Origin of the sequence: Pseudomonas sp. B40(2017), assembly GCF_002112855.1 — a bacterium.
In the GTDB taxonomy this organism is placed as follows: Bacteria; Pseudomonadota; Gammaproteobacteria; order Pseudomonadales; family Pseudomonadaceae; genus Aquipseudomonas; species Aquipseudomonas pharyngis.
Genome location: NZ_NEIT01000011.1, coordinates 23021 through 39646, shown reverse-complemented (window position 1 = coordinate 39646; position 16626 = coordinate 23021). Strand labels below are relative to the sequence as shown.

At 62.1% G+C, this 16626-nt stretch carries 21 protein-coding genes; 19 read left to right on the top strand and 2 right to left on the bottom strand.

What is annotated here, in order from left to right; genetic code table 11:
* Positions 1-47 precede the first annotated feature (47 nt).
* Together CAF76_RS26780 and CAF76_RS26775 are read right to left on the bottom strand one after the other, a co-directional pair.
* On the bottom strand, positions 48-917 hold the full coding sequence (locus CAF76_RS26780) for a phage portal protein (protein ID WP_085649271.1): 870 nt from the start codon (positions 915-917) through the stop codon (positions 48-50).
* Positions 829-2871 (bottom strand): terminase large subunit domain-containing protein, encoded by a 2043-nt coding sequence (locus tag CAF76_RS26775; RefSeq protein ID WP_085649270.1) that lies wholly within the window; start codon positions 2869-2871, stop codon positions 829-831. The genes CAF76_RS26780 and CAF76_RS26775 overlap by 89 nt, the downstream gene beginning before the upstream one ends.
* Positions 2872-3033: 162 nt before the next feature.
* On the opposite strand from CAF76_RS26775, the gene CAF76_RS26770 reads away from it, so the two are divergent.
* The 19 genes from CAF76_RS26770 to CAF76_RS26685 all read left to right on the top strand — a co-directional run bounded on the left by CAF76_RS26770 (position 3034) and on the right by CAF76_RS26685 (position 16623).
* Entirely contained in the window at positions 3034-3957 is a 924-nt protein-coding gene (locus CAF76_RS26770; protein ID WP_085649269.1) for a GPO family capsid scaffolding protein, read from the top strand.
* A gap of 1 nt (position 3958) precedes the next feature.
* Entirely contained in the window at positions 3959-4978 is a 1020-nt protein-coding gene (locus CAF76_RS26765) for a phage major capsid protein, P2 family (protein ID WP_085649268.1), read from the top strand.
* A complete protein-coding gene (gpM, locus tag CAF76_RS26760) occupies positions 4975-5694 on the top strand; it encodes a phage terminase small subunit (RefSeq protein ID WP_085649267.1) in 720 nt (239 codons plus the stop codon). The genes CAF76_RS26765 and gpM overlap by 4 nt, the downstream gene beginning before the upstream one ends.
* Positions 5695-5792: 98 nt before the next feature.
* Positions 5793-6254, top strand: a complete 462-nt coding sequence (locus tag CAF76_RS26755) for a head completion/stabilization protein (protein ID WP_085649266.1) — start codon at positions 5793-5795, stop codon at positions 6252-6254.
* Positions 6251-6703 (top strand): phage tail protein, encoded by a 453-nt coding sequence (locus CAF76_RS26750; RefSeq protein ID WP_085649265.1) that lies wholly within the window; start codon positions 6251-6253, stop codon positions 6701-6703. The genes CAF76_RS26755 and CAF76_RS26750 overlap by 4 nt, the downstream gene beginning before the upstream one ends.
* The gene (locus CAF76_RS26745) at positions 6690-7373 is read left to right on the top strand and encodes a virion morphogenesis protein (protein ID WP_085649264.1); all 684 of its coding nucleotides are present in this window, start codon (positions 6690-6692) and stop codon (positions 7371-7373) included. Before CAF76_RS26750 ends, CAF76_RS26745 begins: the two co-directional genes overlap by 14 nt.
* An 11-nt stretch (positions 7374-7384) precedes the next feature.
* Complete coding sequence (locus CAF76_RS26740) at positions 7385-8500, top strand: DUF2586 domain-containing protein (protein WP_085649263.1); 1116 nt, start codon at positions 7385-7387, stop codon at positions 8498-8500.
* A 6-nt stretch (positions 8501-8506) separates the two neighbouring features.
* The gene (locus CAF76_RS26735; RefSeq protein WP_085649262.1) at positions 8507-8959 is read left to right on the top strand and encodes a phage protein; all 453 of its coding nucleotides are present in this window, start codon (positions 8507-8509) and stop codon (positions 8957-8959) included.
* On the top strand, positions 8959-9171 hold the full coding sequence (locus tag CAF76_RS26730) for a TraR/DksA C4-type zinc finger protein (RefSeq protein WP_085649261.1): 213 nt from the start codon (positions 8959-8961) through the stop codon (positions 9169-9171). Before CAF76_RS26735 ends, CAF76_RS26730 begins: the two co-directional genes overlap by 1 nt.
* Positions 9168-9464, top strand: a complete 297-nt coding sequence (locus CAF76_RS26725) for a hypothetical protein (protein ID WP_085649260.1) — start codon at positions 9168-9170, stop codon at positions 9462-9464. The genes CAF76_RS26730 and CAF76_RS26725 overlap by 4 nt, the downstream gene beginning before the upstream one ends.
* Positions 9461-9994, top strand: a complete 534-nt coding sequence (locus CAF76_RS26720; protein ID WP_085649259.1) for a lysozyme — start codon at positions 9461-9463, stop codon at positions 9992-9994. Before CAF76_RS26725 ends, CAF76_RS26720 begins: the two co-directional genes overlap by 4 nt.
* On the top strand, positions 9994-10509 hold the full coding sequence (locus CAF76_RS26715; protein WP_085649258.1) for a lysis system i-spanin subunit Rz: 516 nt from the start codon (positions 9994-9996) through the stop codon (positions 10507-10509). The genes CAF76_RS26720 and CAF76_RS26715 overlap by 1 nt, the downstream gene beginning before the upstream one ends.
* On the top strand, positions 10506-10796 hold the full coding sequence (locus tag CAF76_RS26710; protein WP_085649257.1) for a putative phage tail assembly chaperone: 291 nt from the start codon (positions 10506-10508) through the stop codon (positions 10794-10796). Before CAF76_RS26715 ends, CAF76_RS26710 begins: the two co-directional genes overlap by 4 nt.
* A gap of 23 nt (positions 10797-10819) precedes the next feature.
* The gene (locus CAF76_RS29170) at positions 10820-10960 is read left to right on the top strand and encodes a hypothetical protein (protein WP_371857948.1); all 141 of its coding nucleotides are present in this window, start codon (positions 10820-10822) and stop codon (positions 10958-10960) included.
* A 5-nt stretch (positions 10961-10965) separates the two neighbouring features.
* Positions 10966-12951: a phage tail tape measure protein gene (locus CAF76_RS26705; RefSeq protein WP_085649256.1), complete on the top strand. Its 1986-nt coding sequence runs from the start codon at positions 10966-10968 to the stop codon at positions 12949-12951.
* Positions 12948-13265: a DUF2590 family protein gene (locus CAF76_RS26700; RefSeq protein ID WP_085649255.1), complete on the top strand. Its 318-nt coding sequence runs from the start codon at positions 12948-12950 to the stop codon at positions 13263-13265. Before CAF76_RS26705 ends, CAF76_RS26700 begins: the two co-directional genes overlap by 4 nt.
* Complete coding sequence (locus CAF76_RS26695) at positions 13262-14434, top strand: baseplate J/gp47 family protein (protein ID WP_085649254.1); 1173 nt, start codon at positions 13262-13264, stop codon at positions 14432-14434. Before CAF76_RS26700 ends, CAF76_RS26695 begins: the two co-directional genes overlap by 4 nt.
* Complete coding sequence (locus tag CAF76_RS26690; RefSeq protein WP_085649253.1) at positions 14431-14955, top strand: phage tail protein; 525 nt, start codon at positions 14431-14433, stop codon at positions 14953-14955. Before CAF76_RS26695 ends, CAF76_RS26690 begins: the two co-directional genes overlap by 4 nt.
* 9 nt (positions 14956-14964) lie before the next feature.
* On the top strand, positions 14965-16623 hold the full coding sequence (locus tag CAF76_RS26685; protein WP_085649252.1) for a phage tail protein: 1659 nt from the start codon (positions 14965-14967) through the stop codon (positions 16621-16623).
* The last annotated feature ends 3 nt before the right edge of the window (positions 16624-16626 follow it).

The following is a 16626-nucleotide window of genomic DNA, read 5'->3' as shown; positions in this document are numbered from 1 at the left end:
CCACCATATTGCCACAATTTGTAGTGGCATTCGCTCCGAAAGGTGTTTCATGCAGTTATATCCACTGCATCCGGTGCAGGCTTCCAGCTAAAGCGCCTGTCTTCGCGTAACCGGTCATTGAGCTGATCGAACAGCTGGCAAATCGGTCGAATCTCGTTGCTGGTGTACACGCGATCGATCTTTTCAATGTCGCCAAACCCGCCGGTGTTCTCCGGGATGATGCCGGCCAGCGCGGGGTTCATCCGCCAGGCCGCGATGACATCGTTTCGGGTGATGTTCTTCACTTTCTCCAGCTCGTCTTTCGCCTGGAAGTCACCCACGGGGATGATCTGAATCGCGTTCTCTTTGCCGTTGGGGATGTTGACGAACATTGAGCGGAAGTTGCCCACACCCTTGCTGGCGCTGATCTGGGCGCGCAACTCGTCTTCGTCCTCTTCGGTCAGGTCGGGATCGTTGGTGTAGAAGATGTAGCCGGCGTGCGCGCCGTTGCTGTAGTAGCGCCGGCGGAAGAGGGTGGCTGCCTCATTCAGCAGCAACGCCTGCAGGCCGCCCAGGTAGTCCGGAATCCCGTAAATGTTCTGTTCCACGTCGTAGTCCAGGACGTGGGAGATTTCGTGCGCCTCAAACTCCATTTCCTTGTTGTCCGGCAGCAGCATCACGTAGCCGCCGTCGACCTTCACGCGCATGTTGATCGCCGGCAGGTGCTGCAGCTCCAGCACCTGGCCGAATGCATTGGTGTCGTTGTAGAAGTACGCTTCACCAAACACCATGTAGTCCAGTCCGGCGCGTCCCATCGTCTCCGTGCTGCAGCCCACCGAGGCGATGAACTCACGCAGCAACAGGTTGCGCTTGAATTTCGGAATGGCGCCGTGGTGCGCGTTGGCGCGCAACAGCTTGGCCAGGCCAGCCCGTGACACCGGCGGTTTGTAGATCTTGCCGTCGTCGCTGGGAAACACCCCCACGTACTCGCCGATGTTGCCGGACAGCACCTGCTCCGGCTCCCCGAACGTAAACGAGCGCATTGGCTGTTGCTGTGGTTGGGCTACGTGGTGCTTTCTGCGTTTGCGGTTGGCCATGGCTGCTCTGGTTACTCGTGACGTAGCGGCTACGGCGCCGCTTGTTGGTGTTCAAAGGTTCGTTGGACAGGGCGTGCATCACCGCCCAGGCAATGTCGGCGTGACCGGTGGCTTCGGTACGGGATGCGCTGTAGGTGATCTGGCCGCTGTTGGTGGCGCCGCGCTTGATGGTCAGGAACGCCTGGGCGATGTCCGTCCAACCGGCGTCCCACTCGATGCGGCTACCTTGGATCGTGTCCTGAGCCTTGAGGACGAGCGCGTTTTTCGCCTCCAGGCTGTAGTGAATCGGCGTTGCCTTGGCGTAGAAGTCGCGCACCAGGTCGAACACGCCGTAACCCACGCCGGTGACATCGATTCCGATGTGCTGCACGTTGAAGCGCTCGGTCAGCTTCTTGACCTGCGCGGCTTGGTAGGTGAACGAGTGGCCCCGCCAGCTGTGCTTTTCCAGAATCCGGAACTTCGCCCCGGGTTCAAGTGGCGGCGCGATGACCACGCAAGTGGCGTCGTCGCGGGTGCGACTCGGGTCGTAGCCCAGCCAGACCGGGCTGTTGCCAAACGGGCGATCCAGATCCGGGTTGTAGTCCTCCCACAACGACAGATCCGAATAGCAGCGCTCCAGATCCTTGAGGCTGAATGCGCTTTGGGTGCTGTCGATGAACTTGCAGTAGAACAGCTGCTGGAATTTGTCTTCGTCGTACTCCAGCTGCAGCTGTTCCAGGTCGAACAGATCGCAGCCGCCGGCGATCGCATCGTCCAGGGTGATCGTCTTGCGCCACTGACCGTCCGGACACAGCGCGCCCTGCGTGTAAGCCGCCTCGCTCGGCCATTCGCCGCCGGCCTTTTTGCCGCGCTTGCTGTTGCGGAATTCGTCGCCCGACCAGAACGGATACGCCTGGTGCGACACGGCGCTGGGCGTCGAGAAATAGGTTTTGCGCCATTTCTTGTGGGTGCCCATGGCGCTGGCGACGGTGCTGAGCTTTTCGAAGTCGCGAATCCAGAAGTATTCGTCGACGTAGACGTGCCCGTGGTAGCCCTGGGCGGTGCTGCTGTTGGTGCTGAGGAAACGCAGCTCGGCGCCGTTGCTCAGGGTGATCGGGTTGCCGGTCAGCTCGATGCCGAACCACTGCTGGGCAAACTGGATGATGTAGCTGCGGAAAATCTCGGATTGCGATCGGCTGGCCGACAGGAACACCTGGTTGTCACCGCTCAACACGGCATCCATGAACGCTTCGCCGGCGAAGTAGTAGGTCAGACCGACCTGACGGCTTTTGAGGATGTTCCGGATGCGGCGGGTCAGCGGGTTCTGTTTCGCCTCGAACAGCTCTTTCTGGTAGCCGTACATTTTCGAGATGAACTTATCCAGGAAGTCCACTTCGGTCAGGCCGCTGATGTCGTTCTTCGCCTTCTTTTCGCGCTTCTTGCCGCCGCCCTCGCGCCGCTCACGGCGTTGGCTTGGCTGGCGTTCGTCAGACTCGTCCGGACGGTCGGCAGGCGCTGCCGGCGCAGGTTTTGCCGCAAGCTTTTTCAGACGCTCCAGCAAGCTTGTCAGGCGCTCCAGCTCTTTCAGCTCGGCATCCGTCAGCGGATCGATCTTTTCCAGAATCAGGGTGATTCGCCGGTTGACGGCACTCAGCGGTTCTTCATCCGTAAGCATCTCGTCCCAGCCGCCTTGGCGAATCCAGTAGTAGACGATGCGGATGTTAGGCAGCTTCAAATGCGCCTGGATTTCCTTTACCGAACAGCGGCGCAGGTAGAGGCGTTTTGCGGCTTCTTTGACTTCGGTCGGGTAGTTCATGGGCCGCAGTCTATGCGGCGAAAACGCTGGAAACGCGGGGTTAAATCCCGGCATTCGCCTATATCCGGAAAATAGGAGAACGCCGAAAACCAACCGTTTGTTTGGGGCAAAACGGCTCCCTATCGTGGCGGCTCATTCAACGATTGAGCGCAGTTACCGACCATGCCCCGTTCCCTTGTCTCCTACTGGAAACGTGTTGCCACCAGCGGCCCGACCGTCGATGGCCGCGAGATCCTGCCCCAGGAACTGCGCGACATCGCCGAGACCTACACACCGACCCTGTACACCGCCGTTATCTGGTGTGAGCACGAACGTTGGTTCGGTTCATTTGGCACCGTCTTCGCTGTGCGTCTCGTCGAGGACGCGGAAGACCTGGAGCCTGGCCAAGTTGCCCTTGAGGCGCAGTTGAAGCCCAACGACAAGTTGCTGCGCCTCAACGACGCCGGCGAAAAGCTGTTCACCAGCATTGAGATCAGGCCGAATTTCCGGGGCCGTGGCAAAGCCTACATGACCGGCATCGCGGTCACTGACGAACCCGCCAGTGTCGGAACCCAAGAACTCTACTTTTCCAGCCGCACCAGCCGCGATTCGTACTACGCCGCTTCCCACGAGCTGGGCTCTTTGAGCGAAACCGAGCCGCAGGGCGAGATCGGGCGCCTTGCCGCCATGTTCACCCGCCTGTTCAAGCGTTTCGGCATTGAAGACACGCCCACCGAAACCACCCCGCAAACCCCAACCGAGAGCAAACCCCCAATGGATGAAGCTACCGCAACGGCCTTGAAAGCCCTGCTGGCCCAGCTGCTGGTCGTCGCTGCCGGCATTCAGGCCGTGATCGAGCCTGCAGCCGAAGACGCACCGGAACCCGATCAGGCCCCGATCGATGATGTCAGCGCTGCAGTAGACGAAATCGTCACCACTGCCGAGGAAGAACGCGAGTTCAAGCGCAGCGGCTCCGGCAACAAAGCTGTCCTGGCCGCGCTGGGTCGCCTGGAGAAGCAGTTCACCGCACTGAAAAACACCCCTGCCGGTCGGCAATTGCCGCGCACCACCGGCGCCGCCGACAAATCCAAAGTGCGGGTGCTCTGACATGGCCCGTTCACTGAGCGCCTACGGCGCCAAGATGTACGCCGAAATGCAGCTGGCGATCGCCGAGACCTACGGTGTCGAGCTGGCCAGCAAGATGTTCTCTGTTGAACCGTCGATCGCCCAAGAACTGAACGAGGCTATCACCGCCAAGTCGGACTTCCTGCAACGCATCAACGTCATTCCGGTGACCGAGATCAAGGGCGAGAAGGTGTTTATTGGCGTGTCTGGCCCGGTGACAGGCCGCACCAACACCAAGACCACCGACCGCGTGGCGAAGGACGCTTCGGCGCTGGATAACAGCACCTACGAACTGTCGTCGACCGAATCGGATGTGGGCCTGCCCTACGCGAAGATCGATGCCTGGGCCAAGTTCCCGGACTTCCATCAGAAGTATTCGGCTGCTGTGCAGAAACAGATCGCCCTGGATCGCATCATGGTCGGTTTCCACGGTGTGAAAGCGGCTGCGCAGACCGATATCGAAACCTATCCGATGCTGCAGGACGTGAACAAAGGCTGGCTGCAGCAACTGCGCGAGCAGGCACCGCAGCAGGTTCTCAAGGAAGGCAATACACCTGGCAAGGTCACCATGGGGCCGGGTGGTGATTACGAGAACCTGGACGCCCTGGTGCATGACACCAAGCAAATGGTGGACGAGCGTCTGCGCGACAGCGGCGACCTGGTAGCGATCATCGGCACCGACCTGCTGGCCGCTGACAAGGCCAAGCTGTACGCCAAGCAGGGCGACACCCCGACCGAGAAAGAGCGTATCGAGGACGCCCAGGTGATCGCCACCTACGGCGGTCTGCCGAGCTTTAGCGTGCCGTTCTTCCCGGTCAACGGCGTGCTGGTCACCAGTTGGGACAACCTGTCGATTTACTTCCAGGACTCCAGCTGGCGCAAGCAAACCGTGGACAACCCGAAACGTTCCCGCGTCGAGGATTACAACAGCCGCAACGAGGGCTACGTGATCGAGCAGCTGGAAAAGATCGCGCTGACCGAAAACGTGGAGCTGGTGAAGTGAGCCTGGCTCTTGCCCACAAGCGCCGCACTTTGGCGCAGGGAACCGCTGCAGTGATCGCTGCTGCAGCGGCACCGCTTGCGTATTCGCCGGCGGAAGCCCTGAGCAGTCCGGCCAACGCGAAAAAGCACCTGCAGCTGATGCAAGCCTCGCTGGATGAAGACCTGAAGCGCTTGAGCGATTTAAAGAACTTGGCGAGCAAACAAACGCTTAAGCGAAATGAGTTGCTGCCCAAGTACCAGGACTTCATCCAGCGCTACATGGATTCGGGCCTGGTGATGCAGAACCCCGTCCTGGTGCAGGTGATGGTCTGGCTGTTCGACACCGAGCAGTTCGAAGACGGTCTGGAACTGGCGGACTTCGCGATCGAGCAGGGGCAGGAAATGCCGGAGCGCTTCAAGCGCAACGTGCAGACGTTCGTAGCGGACGCGGTGATCGAATGGGCTTTCCGTGAATACAACGCCCAGCGCAGCCCGGAACCGTACCTGTCCGACCTGCTGCCGCGTGTCGACGGCGAATGGGATCTGCCCGAACAGATCCCGAGCAAGTACCACAAGTTGATCGGTATGCGCGCCATGGAGGCCGAGCAGTGGGAAACAGCGCTCAAGCACCTGGAGCGATCTACCGAGTTGCACGCCAAGGCCGGTAACGAGACACGCATTGCGAAGTGCCGTAAGGCGATCGCCAAACAAACACCCGCCGTCACCGGCGCCCAATAACCGACTACCCCCCCAGCGGGGAACTGTGGACGTGTGTCTGCCATTTATGGACAGCCCCACGAAAAACAGTCTCCCCGCCCTAATTCGAGCGGTCAGCAATGAGCTTTTCCGGGAAACCCACCACTGTTGTGGAACAGGCGATCGAGAACGACGGCTTTTGGCCGAACCTCTCCGTGGCCGAGTTTCAGAAGGGCTATCGCCTGCCGGCGGAGTTCCTGGGCGACCTGCTGACCGACGCCTTGTTTATCGCGATGGCCGAGGTCAATACCGACCTGGCCAAGCTCAAAACCAGTTGGCTGGCAACGGGCATCGTCGCCGTGGAAACAGCCGATCCGATGCTGCTGCCTGAGCGTGCATTCAAAGCCAAGCTGTACAAGCGCGCCGTGTATTGCCGCGCCAAGGCCAGCGCCCTGCAGCAGTTCGCCACCGTGACCCGCCGCGAGAGCGCCGAGAACACCGGCAAGGAAGCGCCGGAGCGTGAAGACACGTTTCTGGCATTCAGTCAGCAGGCTGTGCGCGCCCTGCAGGGCCGTGGCCGCATCACGGCGAAATTGCTATGACCAAGCTGCAGGCGTTGACCGCCTACCTGCTGGAGCGCCGCCTGGTCGAGCCTGAACAGCTCGACAGCTGGACGGAGCAGGTCAAGCTGTCGCTGATCTGGAAACCCGACGTCGACGGCATGCACTTTGCCGACATGCACTATCGCGCCGTGATTGTCCTGGAGCGTTTCGCCGCCAATCCGGCCCGCATGATGGCTCTGGTGGGCAGTTGGCTGGAGACTCACGACGCCGATCGCGACCGCCACGAACTGCCGGCGCCGGAATTCGCCGTGGAGCCCATGGACAGCGATCTGTTCGACGTGGAAGTCACGCTGGAATTCGTCGAGCCGCAGTATCTATCCGAAGAACCGGACGGCGAGATCCAGGCCTTCGGCAAGACCTGGGCGTTCATCCCGTTTGACCTGTGGGTCGCTGAGCGCGGCGAGGTGGCCACCAATGGCGGGACGTAGCACGTTCGAACTCGACGTGCGCGGACGCTTGGGCGTGCGCGAGCAACTGGCGTTGCTGAGCCTGCCGTCGCAGTTGCGCCGGCGTTTGCTGAACCAGGTGACCAAGCGTGTGCGGACGATGAGCCGCAAGCGTCAGCGTGCCCAGCAGAACCTGGACGGTTCGGCGTTCGCCCCGCGTCAGGGCGACGGCAAAGGCAAAAAGAAGATGGAAGCCGGCCTGGCCAAGCTGATGGTGGTCACCAGGCTGACGGCTGATGAAGCGGAACTGGGCTGGAAAAACGCTCTGACCCGATGGGTCGCCGCTCAGCAACACTACGGTGTCAGCGAACGCCGCACCGCCGCACAGATGCGCCGCTGGAACAAAACCCCGCCCGGCCTGGCTGCCACCGAGAAACAGGCAAAGCGCCTGCGCCGGTTGGGCTTTCGCGTGCGTCAGGCCGGCAAAAAGAGCCTGACCAGGCCGTCAGTGGCGTGGATTCAGGAGCATGTGAACTACGCCAAGGCCGGCCTGCTGATTCGCATCCTGGACGACCAGCGCAGCGAGTCGTCGGGCGCGCAGAGCTGGGAAATCACGCTCCCGAAACGCCAGTTCATCGGCGCCGAAACCGAACGCGACACCGACCTGCTGATTAGCCAGGTGTTGCAACAAATCCTAACTTCACCCCGCTAACGAGGCACTGCATGGCACTCGGTCAAGTCACCGTCGACAATCTCAACCTGGGCCAGGGGCCTGTGAGCGAGATTGAGCGTTACTTTCTTTTCATCGGCCCCGCTGGCAAGAACGTCGGCCAGATCCTGCCGCTGAACACGGACAGCGATCTGGACGCCGAACTGGGCGTTCCGGCCAGCGACCTGAAAACCCAAATCACCGCTGCCCGTCTCAACGGTGGCCAGCGGTGGGCATGTGTCGCGGCTCCGATCGGCGCCGAGGGCAAATGGGACGAGGCGTTGGAAAAGGCCCAGCAGCAGGGCTACTCCGTCGAATCTGTGGTGATTACCAAGCCGGTGACCGCTGCCGCCGAGCTGTCGGCGATGCATGACGCAGCGATCGCGCTGAACAACACCTACGGACGCCGTGTGTTCGTCATGGCGTCCGCACCTGGTATCACCGCCGAACAGAACTGGGCGCAGTACGTCAGCGAACGCAAAGCGTTGTTGGCCAACCTGGCCGCGCCGCGTGTGCTGGTCGTACCGCAGTTGCACGGCAATGACCTTGGCGTGCTGGCCGGTCGCCTGGCCAATGCTTCCGTGAGCATCGCTGACAGCCCGATGCGCGTGGCTACCGGTGCCGTGCTGGGCCTCGGCCCTGTTCCGATCGATGGCGAAAAAGTCCCGCTGACCTCGGCGGTGCGCAGCGAGCTGGATCGGGCGCGCTACTCGGTTTCGCAGACCTATCCCGACTACCCGGGCGTGTACTGGGGCGACGGCAACATGCTGGACACCGCCGGCAGTGACTTTCAGGTCGTGGAATACCTGCGCATCACCGACAAGGCCGCTCGGCAGATCCGCCCGCTGCTGATTCGCCGCGTGGCCGATCGCCGACTGAACAACACCCCCAACAGCATGGCCGTCAACACCAACCAGCTGATGGCGCCGCTGCGCGCCATGGCCAAGTCCGTCACGTTCGCGGGCCAGGTGTTCCCTGGCGACATCGAGCCGCCAAAGGACGGCGACCTGGTGCTGACCTGGCTGACGAAAACCAAGGTCGCGGCCTACATCAAGCTCAAACCCCACAACTGCCCGAAAGACCTGACCGCGAACATCGCCTTGGATCTTTCCACTGAGAAAACGGAGTAACGCCCCATGGCGAAGATTGGCGGCAAGAACTTTGACGTAAACCTGGGCGACATCGCGCTGCACGTCGAAAGCTGCACCCTGGACATTACCGACAATTCGGCAGTGGCCCAAACCCGTGGCGTGCCGGACGGCTACGTGGACGGCGATGTCGCCGCCGCCGGCGAGCTGGAACTGGACAGCACCAATTTCAACTTGCTGGTGGACGCGGCGCGCTCGGCGGGCAGTTTCCGTGAGCTGAAACCCTTCGACTCGGTGTTCTTCGCCAAGGCCGGCGAGGATGAGGAAATGCGCGTGGAAGCGTTCGGTTGCCGGGTGAAGGTCTCCAGCCTGCTGTCGATCGATCCCAAGGGCGGCGAGAAGAGCAAATACAAGGTTCCGTTCGACGTCACCAGCCCGGATTTCATCCGCATCAACGGCGTTCCGTACCTGGCCGCTGCTGAAACCGAGGGGCTGCGCTGATGGTGGACTGGTTCGACCGCGCCCAGGAGCTGGAGCAACGCCAACGTGACCAGGCGATCAAGGCCCAGCTGAGCAAGGCTGTGCCGGTCGGGCCGAGCCTGACCCATTGCCAGGACTGCGACAAACCAATCCCGCCGGCGCGCCAGGCGCACGGCGGCATAACCCGGTGCGTCCCGTGCCAGACGGACGTCGAGAAGAGTAAACGCCGATGACCACTGACACTTCGCGTCTGGGAACGCTGGAGCGGCAACTCGCCGTGATCGAGCACCGCATGAATGAGTTTGAAGGTCGTCACGACACCGTGCCGACTCGCGTGACCAAGCTTGAGCAGCAATTCGAAAACATGACTGGCCAGCTCAAGGAACTGAACAAGGGCCAGCAGGCGTTGACCCTGGCGGTCAACGTGATCGGCTCCAAGGTCGGGCGCTTGCTGACGATTCTGACGCTGGTTGGCGCCGTGCTGCAGATGGTCGTGCCGGCACTGCTGCGCGTGTGGTTCCCATGAGCCTGCGCGGCAGGATCATGGCCGGTGCGATCGCGCTGGCCAGCACCCCGTTGGTGATCTTCCTGGGCACCTGGGAAGGCAACGGCCAGAACACCGTTTACGCGGACAAGCTCGCCGGCGGACTGCCCACGGTTTGCAAAGGCATCACCCGGTTTACCAGCCCGTACCCGGTCGTGGTTGGCGACTACTGGTCGCCCGCCAAGTGCGCCGAGGTGGAGCAGCTGGTGATCCGCAAAACGCAGCTGCAGCTGGCCGAGTGCATCACGAACCCGAACGTGGGCCAGAACACGTTCGACGCCCTCACCAGTCATAGCCACAACTTCGGCGTGACCAGCACCTGCGCCGGTCGAGCGGTCGCGCTTATCAACGCCGGTCGCATTGCCGAGGGCTGCAAAGCCCTGGCATGGGCACCGGACGGCAAGACGCCGGTATGGGCCTTTGTGACTGACGCCAAGGGCCAGAAGCGCTTTGTGCCGGGTCTGCACAACCGCCGGCTGGCCGAATCCCGGCTGTGTGCGGAGGGCTTGTGATGCTGCGCGAAGCCTTGTTCCTGGTCGTGCTGTGCCTGGTTGCCTGGATCGGTTTTGACGTACTTGAAGGCCAGCGCGACGAAGCCAGGCACGAGCGCGACAGCGCGAAATGGGAGGCCAGCGGCCTGCGCGAAGCGGCACGCATCAGCGGCGAAATGCTCGCCGAACGGGACGCGATCGACCAACGAAACACCAAGGAATTGACCGATGCACGCACTGAAAACGAACGCCTGCGCCGCGCTGTTGGCGATGGCTCTGGCCGGCTGTACGTCAGCGCCACCTGTCCCGCCTCCGGATCTGTGTCCGCCACCGCCGGCACCGCCCGCGTGGCTGATGGAGGACGCGCCGAACTCGCTGCAGACGCTCGACCGGATTATTTCACCCTCCGAGATCAACTCGCCAAAAGCCGGCAAATGATCGTCGGACTGCAGCAATACGCCCTTGGCGTTTGCCGGCGATCGCCGGCGCCCCAGGGCACCACTTTTCCCAACCTCAAAAAGAGCGATACCCCATGAGCCAGCAAAACACCGAAATCACCCTGGAAGTCGGCGAACAGGAATTCACGTTCAACCTGACGCCTGCGGACGTGACCAAGTACTTCAACGCCCTGACCCAAACCAACAAGGTCGCCCCGGGCAACAACCTGTTGATGACCACCGTCAAGCAAGAGGAAAAGGCCACGCTGAAACCGCTGCTGGCCAACCCGGTGATGGTGATGCAGCTGGTCGGCGCGTTGCTGGAGGAATACGCGCCCAACGTTGAGGTGATCGTAAAAAAGCGCTCGAGCACGCTGAGCGCCTAAGCGAAAACGGCCTGGGCCAGCTGATGGCCCTGACGAACCGCTGGCTACCTGGTGTCGAACCCACGCCCGAGGCGATGGGGACGGCCAAGTGGCTGGAGGACGAACACTGGAGACGCATGGAATTTGCCGTGGCTAGCGGCATCGCCCTTGCGCTGAACGGGTAACGACATTGGCAGACCGTAGCGCCAGCCTGGCTTTCATTCTCAGCTTGCAGGACAAGGTCACCGCGCCCCTGGGCAAGGTGAAAATGGGTTTTGCCGAGCTTTCCGATCAAAGCGAAAAGCACATCAAGACGATCGGCCTGGGCCTCGGCGGGCTGACGGCGGGCGTGGTCGCCATTCGCGAATCGATGGAACCGGCGCTGGAGGTCAATCGCGCCCTGGGCGACGTCCGATCGCTGGGCGTAGCCGAGGACGCGCTGTCGGCGCTCAACGCCAAGTCGCTGGAGTTCGCGGTGAACTACGGCGAGAACGCCAAGGACTTTGTGGCATCGGCGTACCTGATCGAGGGCGCCATTAAGGGCCTTGCCGGCAACCAGCTGGCGACCTTCACCAACACCAGCAACCTGCTGGCCAAGGCCACCAAGACCGACGCCGAAACCATGGGCGAATACGTCGGCACGCTCTACAACCTGCAGAAATCCCAAGCCGATGCGATGGGGAAGGGCGCGTGGGTCGAAAAGCTCGGCGGCCAGACGGCGCTGGCGGTGCAGCTGTTCCGTACCAGCGGCGCGGCCATGAAAGACGCCTTCAAGGAAGCCGGGGCGATCGCCACGACTTCCGGCGTCGACCTGGCTGAACAGATGGCGGTGATCGGCACGCTGAGCAGCACCATGGAGGGCGGCGACGCCGGCGGACGCTATAAGGCGTTTTTCGAAAACATCGGCGCCGCCTCCGAAAAGCTCGGTATGAAGTTCACCGACCAGCAGGGCAAGTTGCTGCCGATGATGACCATCCTGGACAAGCTTCAGGGCAAGTTCGGCGACCTCACCAGCGCGTCGGCCGGGGCCAAGCTGATGGAAGCCTTCGGCGGCGAAGGTGCCCAGGTGATCGGTGCGCTGGCCAAGGACACCGATCGGCTGCGCAACGGCATCGAGCAACTGGGCAAGGTGCGCGGGCTGGAGAACGCCGAGCAGATGGCGCGGGCGATGGTTGACCCGTGGCAACAGTGGGCGTCCCTGGTTGAAGTCATGCGAGTAGTGTTCGGCCAGGTGCTGATCCCGGTGCTGTCGCCGTTCATGGCCAAGATGGTGGACATCGGCAAAACGCTGGTGCGCTGGTCGCAGCTGTTCCCGAATATCACCCGGGTGATCGGCATCACCGCGCTGACGATCATGGGCATCGTCGCCGCGATGTCGGCGCTGACCATGGTGGTGGGCATTGCCCGCATGACCTGGCTGGGGATGCTGACCGTCTGGAAAGTCTTCCAACTGATGGGGCTGCGCACCGTCGCGGTGTTCATCCTGCAGAAGCTGGCCATCCTCGCTTACGTCGCCGTGATCTACACGCTGAGCGCCGGCCTGGCGCTTATTCGCGGCGCCATGATGCTTTGGCAGGGCGCGATCTGGCTGGTCAACGCGGCTCTGTTGGCCAGCCCGGTGGTGTGGATCGTGGTCGGGATCGTCGCCCTGGTGGCGGTCATTGTGGCGGCGGTCTACTTCTGGAAGGAGTGGACGAGCGCCCTGATGAACACGGCCGCGTTCCAGTTCGTCGCCGACAAGCTCCAGAAGCTGTCCGACTGGCTTAACTCCATGGGCGGCTGGTCGGGCATGGCCAAGGCCGCGTGGGACAGCATCGTCGGCATTTTCACGAAGGCCGTTAACGGCGTGATCGAGCTGCTGAACAGCATCCCGGGCGTGAACATCGAAGCGCGTTTTGGCGGCATGCCCGAAGTGCCAGGCGTCGATGCCGCGACCAACGCCGCCGACACCGCCAACGCCGCGCAGAAAGCCCAGCAGACCATCAATGCGGCCATTCCAAGCCTGTCGCCGGCGCGTCCGTCTGCTGTGCCGCCGGGTGGCCTGCTGACCAGCATCCAGAACAACAACAGCAGCCAGAGCAAGGGCACCCATGTGGAGAACGTGACCATCAACACCGGTAAGCCGATGACCCCGCTGGAGATGGAAAACATGGTCGCCATGGCGGTAGGCGGATGAGCGAGTACGTGGATCTGCTCATCGTCGACAACGACATGGCGCTGGATCTGTCGCACCAGCCGCTGCTGGTCGACGACCGTGCCTGTATCGCCCAGGACATCGCCCACATGATCCGCGACAGCGGGCTGTTGGTGACGCTGGTGGCCGAGCGTGATCGCCTGCGTCAGCGCGACTGCATCCAGCAGATGGAACTGCTGGTTGAAGAAGATGTGCGCCTGGTGCCGGGAACGGCGCGCATCACTCAGCAGGCGCCAGGTGTGTACCTGGTAACCGCCAAAACCATCAAATTCGGATCGATCGAGGTAAGTCTGTGAGCGTCGATTTTAAAAAGGTGATCGCCGATGCCGGCATCCCGACCACTGAGGCGGCGTTGAAGGCTGAGTGGGAAAAGGAAGTTGAAGCCCAGGGCGCGAAAGTGGCCAACACCAGCAGTTATTCGCCGTTCTGGCGGGTGATGACCGCGCTGGTGACCAAGCCGGTTTTGTGGCTGCTGGATTTCCTGTGCATGACCGTGCTGCCCAACTTCTTCGTGAAAACGGCGGTTGACGCCTGGCTGGATACGCTGGCCTGGGCAGTGAACGTCGAGCGCAAGGGTGCGACCAAGGCCCAGGGAAAACTGCTGTTCACTCGGGCCATTCCGGACGGCGTGCTGGAGTTGGAAAAGGGGATCGTGGTGCAGTCTGCCGCGATCAATGGCAACGTCTACAAACTGGTTACCACGGCGCCGGCGACGTTCCAGCAGGGCCAGCTGCAGTTGGACGTTCCCGTGGAGGCAGTCGAGGCCGGCAGTGGCTTCAACCTGGCGCCGGGGTACTACGCGATCCTGCCGGTGCCGATCCCTGGCATTGTCCAGGTGGTGAACAAAGACGGTTGGCTGGAATCCCCAGGTGCAGATCCGGAACCCAACGACCAGTTGCGTCTGCGCGTGCGTAACCAGTTCTCGGCGGTCAACCAGTGGCACACCGACGCGGTGTATCGCGCCATGATTTCCGCCTTCCCGGGCGTGCGGCCGGATGGTGTGTATTTCGAACACGGCGCGCCCCGTGGCCCGGGCAGTGCCAATGCCTACATCCTTTTCGATGCGGGTGTGCCGGCGGACGCCTACCTGCAGCAGATCAATGCGCACATCCGCGACCAGGGCAACCATGGCCACGGCGACGATCTGATGGCCATGGTCATGCCCGAAGTCCCGGCGACCGTGACGCTGTGGCTGTGGCCCAAGCCCAACTTAGGCGCCGAGCGGATCGCCGCCTTGGTGAAAGAGGTGGAATTGTTCGTGCGCGCAGCTTTTCGAGAAAGCACCGCGACGGACTACCAGCCGACGCTGACCTATCCGCAATCGCGTTTCAGCTACAGCCGGCTCAGTGAAGAGATTCACCAGCAGTTCGAGGACATCGCGTCCCTGCGGTTTCTGCCCGGTCAGGACATCATCAGCGGGCTGAACATTCCGCGCCTGGGCCAGTTGCAGGTGACGGCGCAATGACCAAGCTCAAGTTGCCTTTCTGGCTCGGCGGCACCGAGCTGTCGAAGTTATTGGCCGCTGCACAGTCCTGGTGGGAAACCGTCACCAGCTGGTTGCGCTGGCCTTACCTGCAGATCGATCCCGACACCTGCCACCTGGCCATTCTGGAACTGTGGGCCTGGCAGCGTGACGTGACGCGCTTCACCGGTGAACCGGAAGCCCTTTTCCGCCTGCGCGTGAAATTCGCCTTCATCAACTCAGTGGACGCCGGCAGCACTGCCGGCATGAAGCGCATTTTCGAGCGCCTGGGCGTCGGCTACGTCGAGATCGAGGAACGCCAGCCCGGGCGTGACTGGGACGTGGTGCTGCTCAAGTTCAGCAACGCGCAGCTGTCCCTCAATCCCGAGTTGTTGCGTGTGCTGATCCAGCAGTACGGCCGCACCTGCCGGCGCTATGACTTCGTGACCATTACCCCCGTGGGCCTGCAAATCGGCCTGATCGACTTCAACGACGACCAGCAGACGCTGGTCGCCAGCCTGTAGGAGCGCACCGTGAGCGCCAGTATCACTTTGGCCGGCGAAAGCCAGATCGCCCTGAAACAAAGCCAGAAAAAGCCCCTGGTTGTGACGAAATTCATTTTCGCCAACGTGCCCGGGCTTGATCCCGAAACGCCGGTGGATCGCGCCGCTGGCAAGCCGCCGGCGGGCCAGATTGTCCAGGTCTACGACATCCCCGAGGAAAACCGGGGATTTGTGAATCCGAACCAAGTTGTCTACAGCGCCCAGCTCGGTTCCGACATCGGCGACTGGGACTTCAACTGGGTCGGCCTCGAGGACGCGGACGGCCTGCTGTTTGCCGTCTCCTACGTCCCGCTGCAGCAGAAGCGCAAGAACATCCCGCCGCTGCAGATCGGCAACAACGTCACGCGCAACTTTCTGGTCGCGTTCGACGGCGCCCAGGCGCTTACCGGCATCTCCATCGATGCCAGTACCTGGCAGCATGACTTTACTGTGCGCCTGGCCGGGATTGATGAGCGCGAGCGCCTGAGTAATCGCAACCTGTACGGACGTGCGTTCTTTTTCAGCAACTCGCTGATCTTCGAAAAGGTGGATTCGGGTTATCAGATCAATGGCGGCACGGCCTTTGTCGAAGGCATCCGCGTGGCGATCGCCAAATCCGAAGCCGTCACCGGTGTGATTCCGGTAGGCAAAATCTGGCTGGACGTGTGGCTGGAACGCCGGTTGAACGATCGGGTGGCCGCTTGGAAAGTGGTGTTCGGCGAGCAGGCCGATTACACCGATGCCGCCGGCGTGCGTCATTACTGCGTGCCGTTGGCTGACTTCATTTCATCCAGCAACATCGTGGATTTGCGGGACGCCGAGCCGGTCGGTGGCGCATTGGTCAAATATTTCGCGTCGCGTACTGGTGATTATCCGTTGCTGCGCGCCCGTGGCACGACCAAAGAAGACGTGGATCTGGGCAACCTGCCCAACGCCAAGAGCGATGACCCGGCCACCAACAGCAGCGAAATCCTTGCCACCACGGCCGCGTTGAACAAGCTGCAGAAGCAGGTCGACGACTCGATGACCGGCATGGTGGCAGCGTTTGCAATGACTGCTGCCCCGCCGGGATGGCTGAAATGCAACGGTGCGGCGGTGTCGCGCACGGCCTATCCGCGACTGTTTGGATGGTTGGGTACGCACTACGGCGCCGGCGACGGAACAACCACGTTCAACTTGCCCGATATGCGCGGCCTGTTCCCTCGCGGCTGGGACGACGGGCGCGGCCTCGACCCGGGCCGTGCGTTCGGCGTCTATCAGGACATGATGATCCATTCCCACGCGCACACCGCCTCTGCTGCAGCGGTGGGTGACCACCTTCACGCTGCCTGGACAGACGCCCAGGGCAACCACGTTCACCGAACCTGGACTGACGCCCAGGGCGCGCACAACCACTCCGCGCCGAGTTCGCCAGGTGTCGGCCAGGGCGCAGGCGGCCCCAACTCGGTACAGCAATCAGGTGGCGCTCACGAAACGTCCTGGGCTGGCGCGCACGCGCACAACATCGGTATGGACGCTGCCGGCCACCACGCCCACAACGTCGGCGTGGGTGGAGGTGGTGCGCACACCCACGGCATCACCGTCGCCGCCGCCGGCGGCACTGAAACCCGGCCTAGGAACTTGGCCCTTTTCTACTGCATCAAGTATTGAGAT

Bases quoted from the DNA above. Each gene is read 5' to 3' on its own strand.
- CAF76_RS26715 (WP_085649258.1), top strand. From the start codon at position 9,994: ATGCTGCGCGAAGCCTTGTTCCTGGTCGTGCTGTGCCTGGTTGCCTGG.
- CAF76_RS26775 (WP_085649270.1), bottom strand. From the start codon at position 2,871: ATGAACTACCCGACCGAAGTCAAAGAAGCCGCAAAACGCCTCTACCTG.
- CAF76_RS26770 (WP_085649269.1), top strand. From the start codon at position 3,034: ATGCCCCGTTCCCTTGTCTCCTACTGGAAACGTGTTGCCACCAGCGGC.
- CAF76_RS26740 (WP_085649263.1), top strand. From the start codon at position 7,385: ATGGCACTCGGTCAAGTCACCGTCGACAATCTCAACCTGGGCCAGGGG.
- CAF76_RS26700 (WP_085649255.1), top strand. From the start codon at position 12,948: ATGAGCGAGTACGTGGATCTGCTCATCGTCGACAACGACATGGCGCTG.
- CAF76_RS26730 (WP_085649261.1), top strand. From the start codon at position 8,959: ATGGTGGACTGGTTCGACCGCGCCCAGGAGCTGGAGCAACGCCAACGT.
- CAF76_RS26765 (WP_085649268.1), top strand. From the start codon at position 3,959: ATGGCCCGTTCACTGAGCGCCTACGGCGCCAAGATGTACGCCGAAATG.
- CAF76_RS26735 (WP_085649262.1), top strand. From the start codon at position 8,507: ATGGCGAAGATTGGCGGCAAGAACTTTGACGTAAACCTGGGCGACATC.
- CAF76_RS26710 (WP_085649257.1), top strand. From the start codon at position 10,506: ATGAGCCAGCAAAACACCGAAATCACCCTGGAAGTCGGCGAACAGGAA.
- CAF76_RS26755 (WP_085649266.1), top strand. From the start codon at position 5,793: ATGAGCTTTTCCGGGAAACCCACCACTGTTGTGGAACAGGCGATCGAG.
- CAF76_RS26725 (WP_085649260.1), top strand. From the start codon at position 9,168: ATGACCACTGACACTTCGCGTCTGGGAACGCTGGAGCGGCAACTCGCC.
- CAF76_RS26745 (WP_085649264.1), top strand. From the start codon at position 6,690: ATGGCGGGACGTAGCACGTTCGAACTCGACGTGCGCGGACGCTTGGGC.
- CAF76_RS29170 (WP_371857948.1), top strand. From the start codon at position 10,820: ATGGCCCTGACGAACCGCTGGCTACCTGGTGTCGAACCCACGCCCGAG.
- CAF76_RS26690 (WP_085649253.1), top strand. From the start codon at position 14,431: ATGACCAAGCTCAAGTTGCCTTTCTGGCTCGGCGGCACCGAGCTGTCG.
- CAF76_RS26750 (WP_085649265.1), top strand. From the start codon at position 6,251: ATGACCAAGCTGCAGGCGTTGACCGCCTACCTGCTGGAGCGCCGCCTG.
- CAF76_RS26720 (WP_085649259.1), top strand. From the start codon at position 9,461: ATGAGCCTGCGCGGCAGGATCATGGCCGGTGCGATCGCGCTGGCCAGC.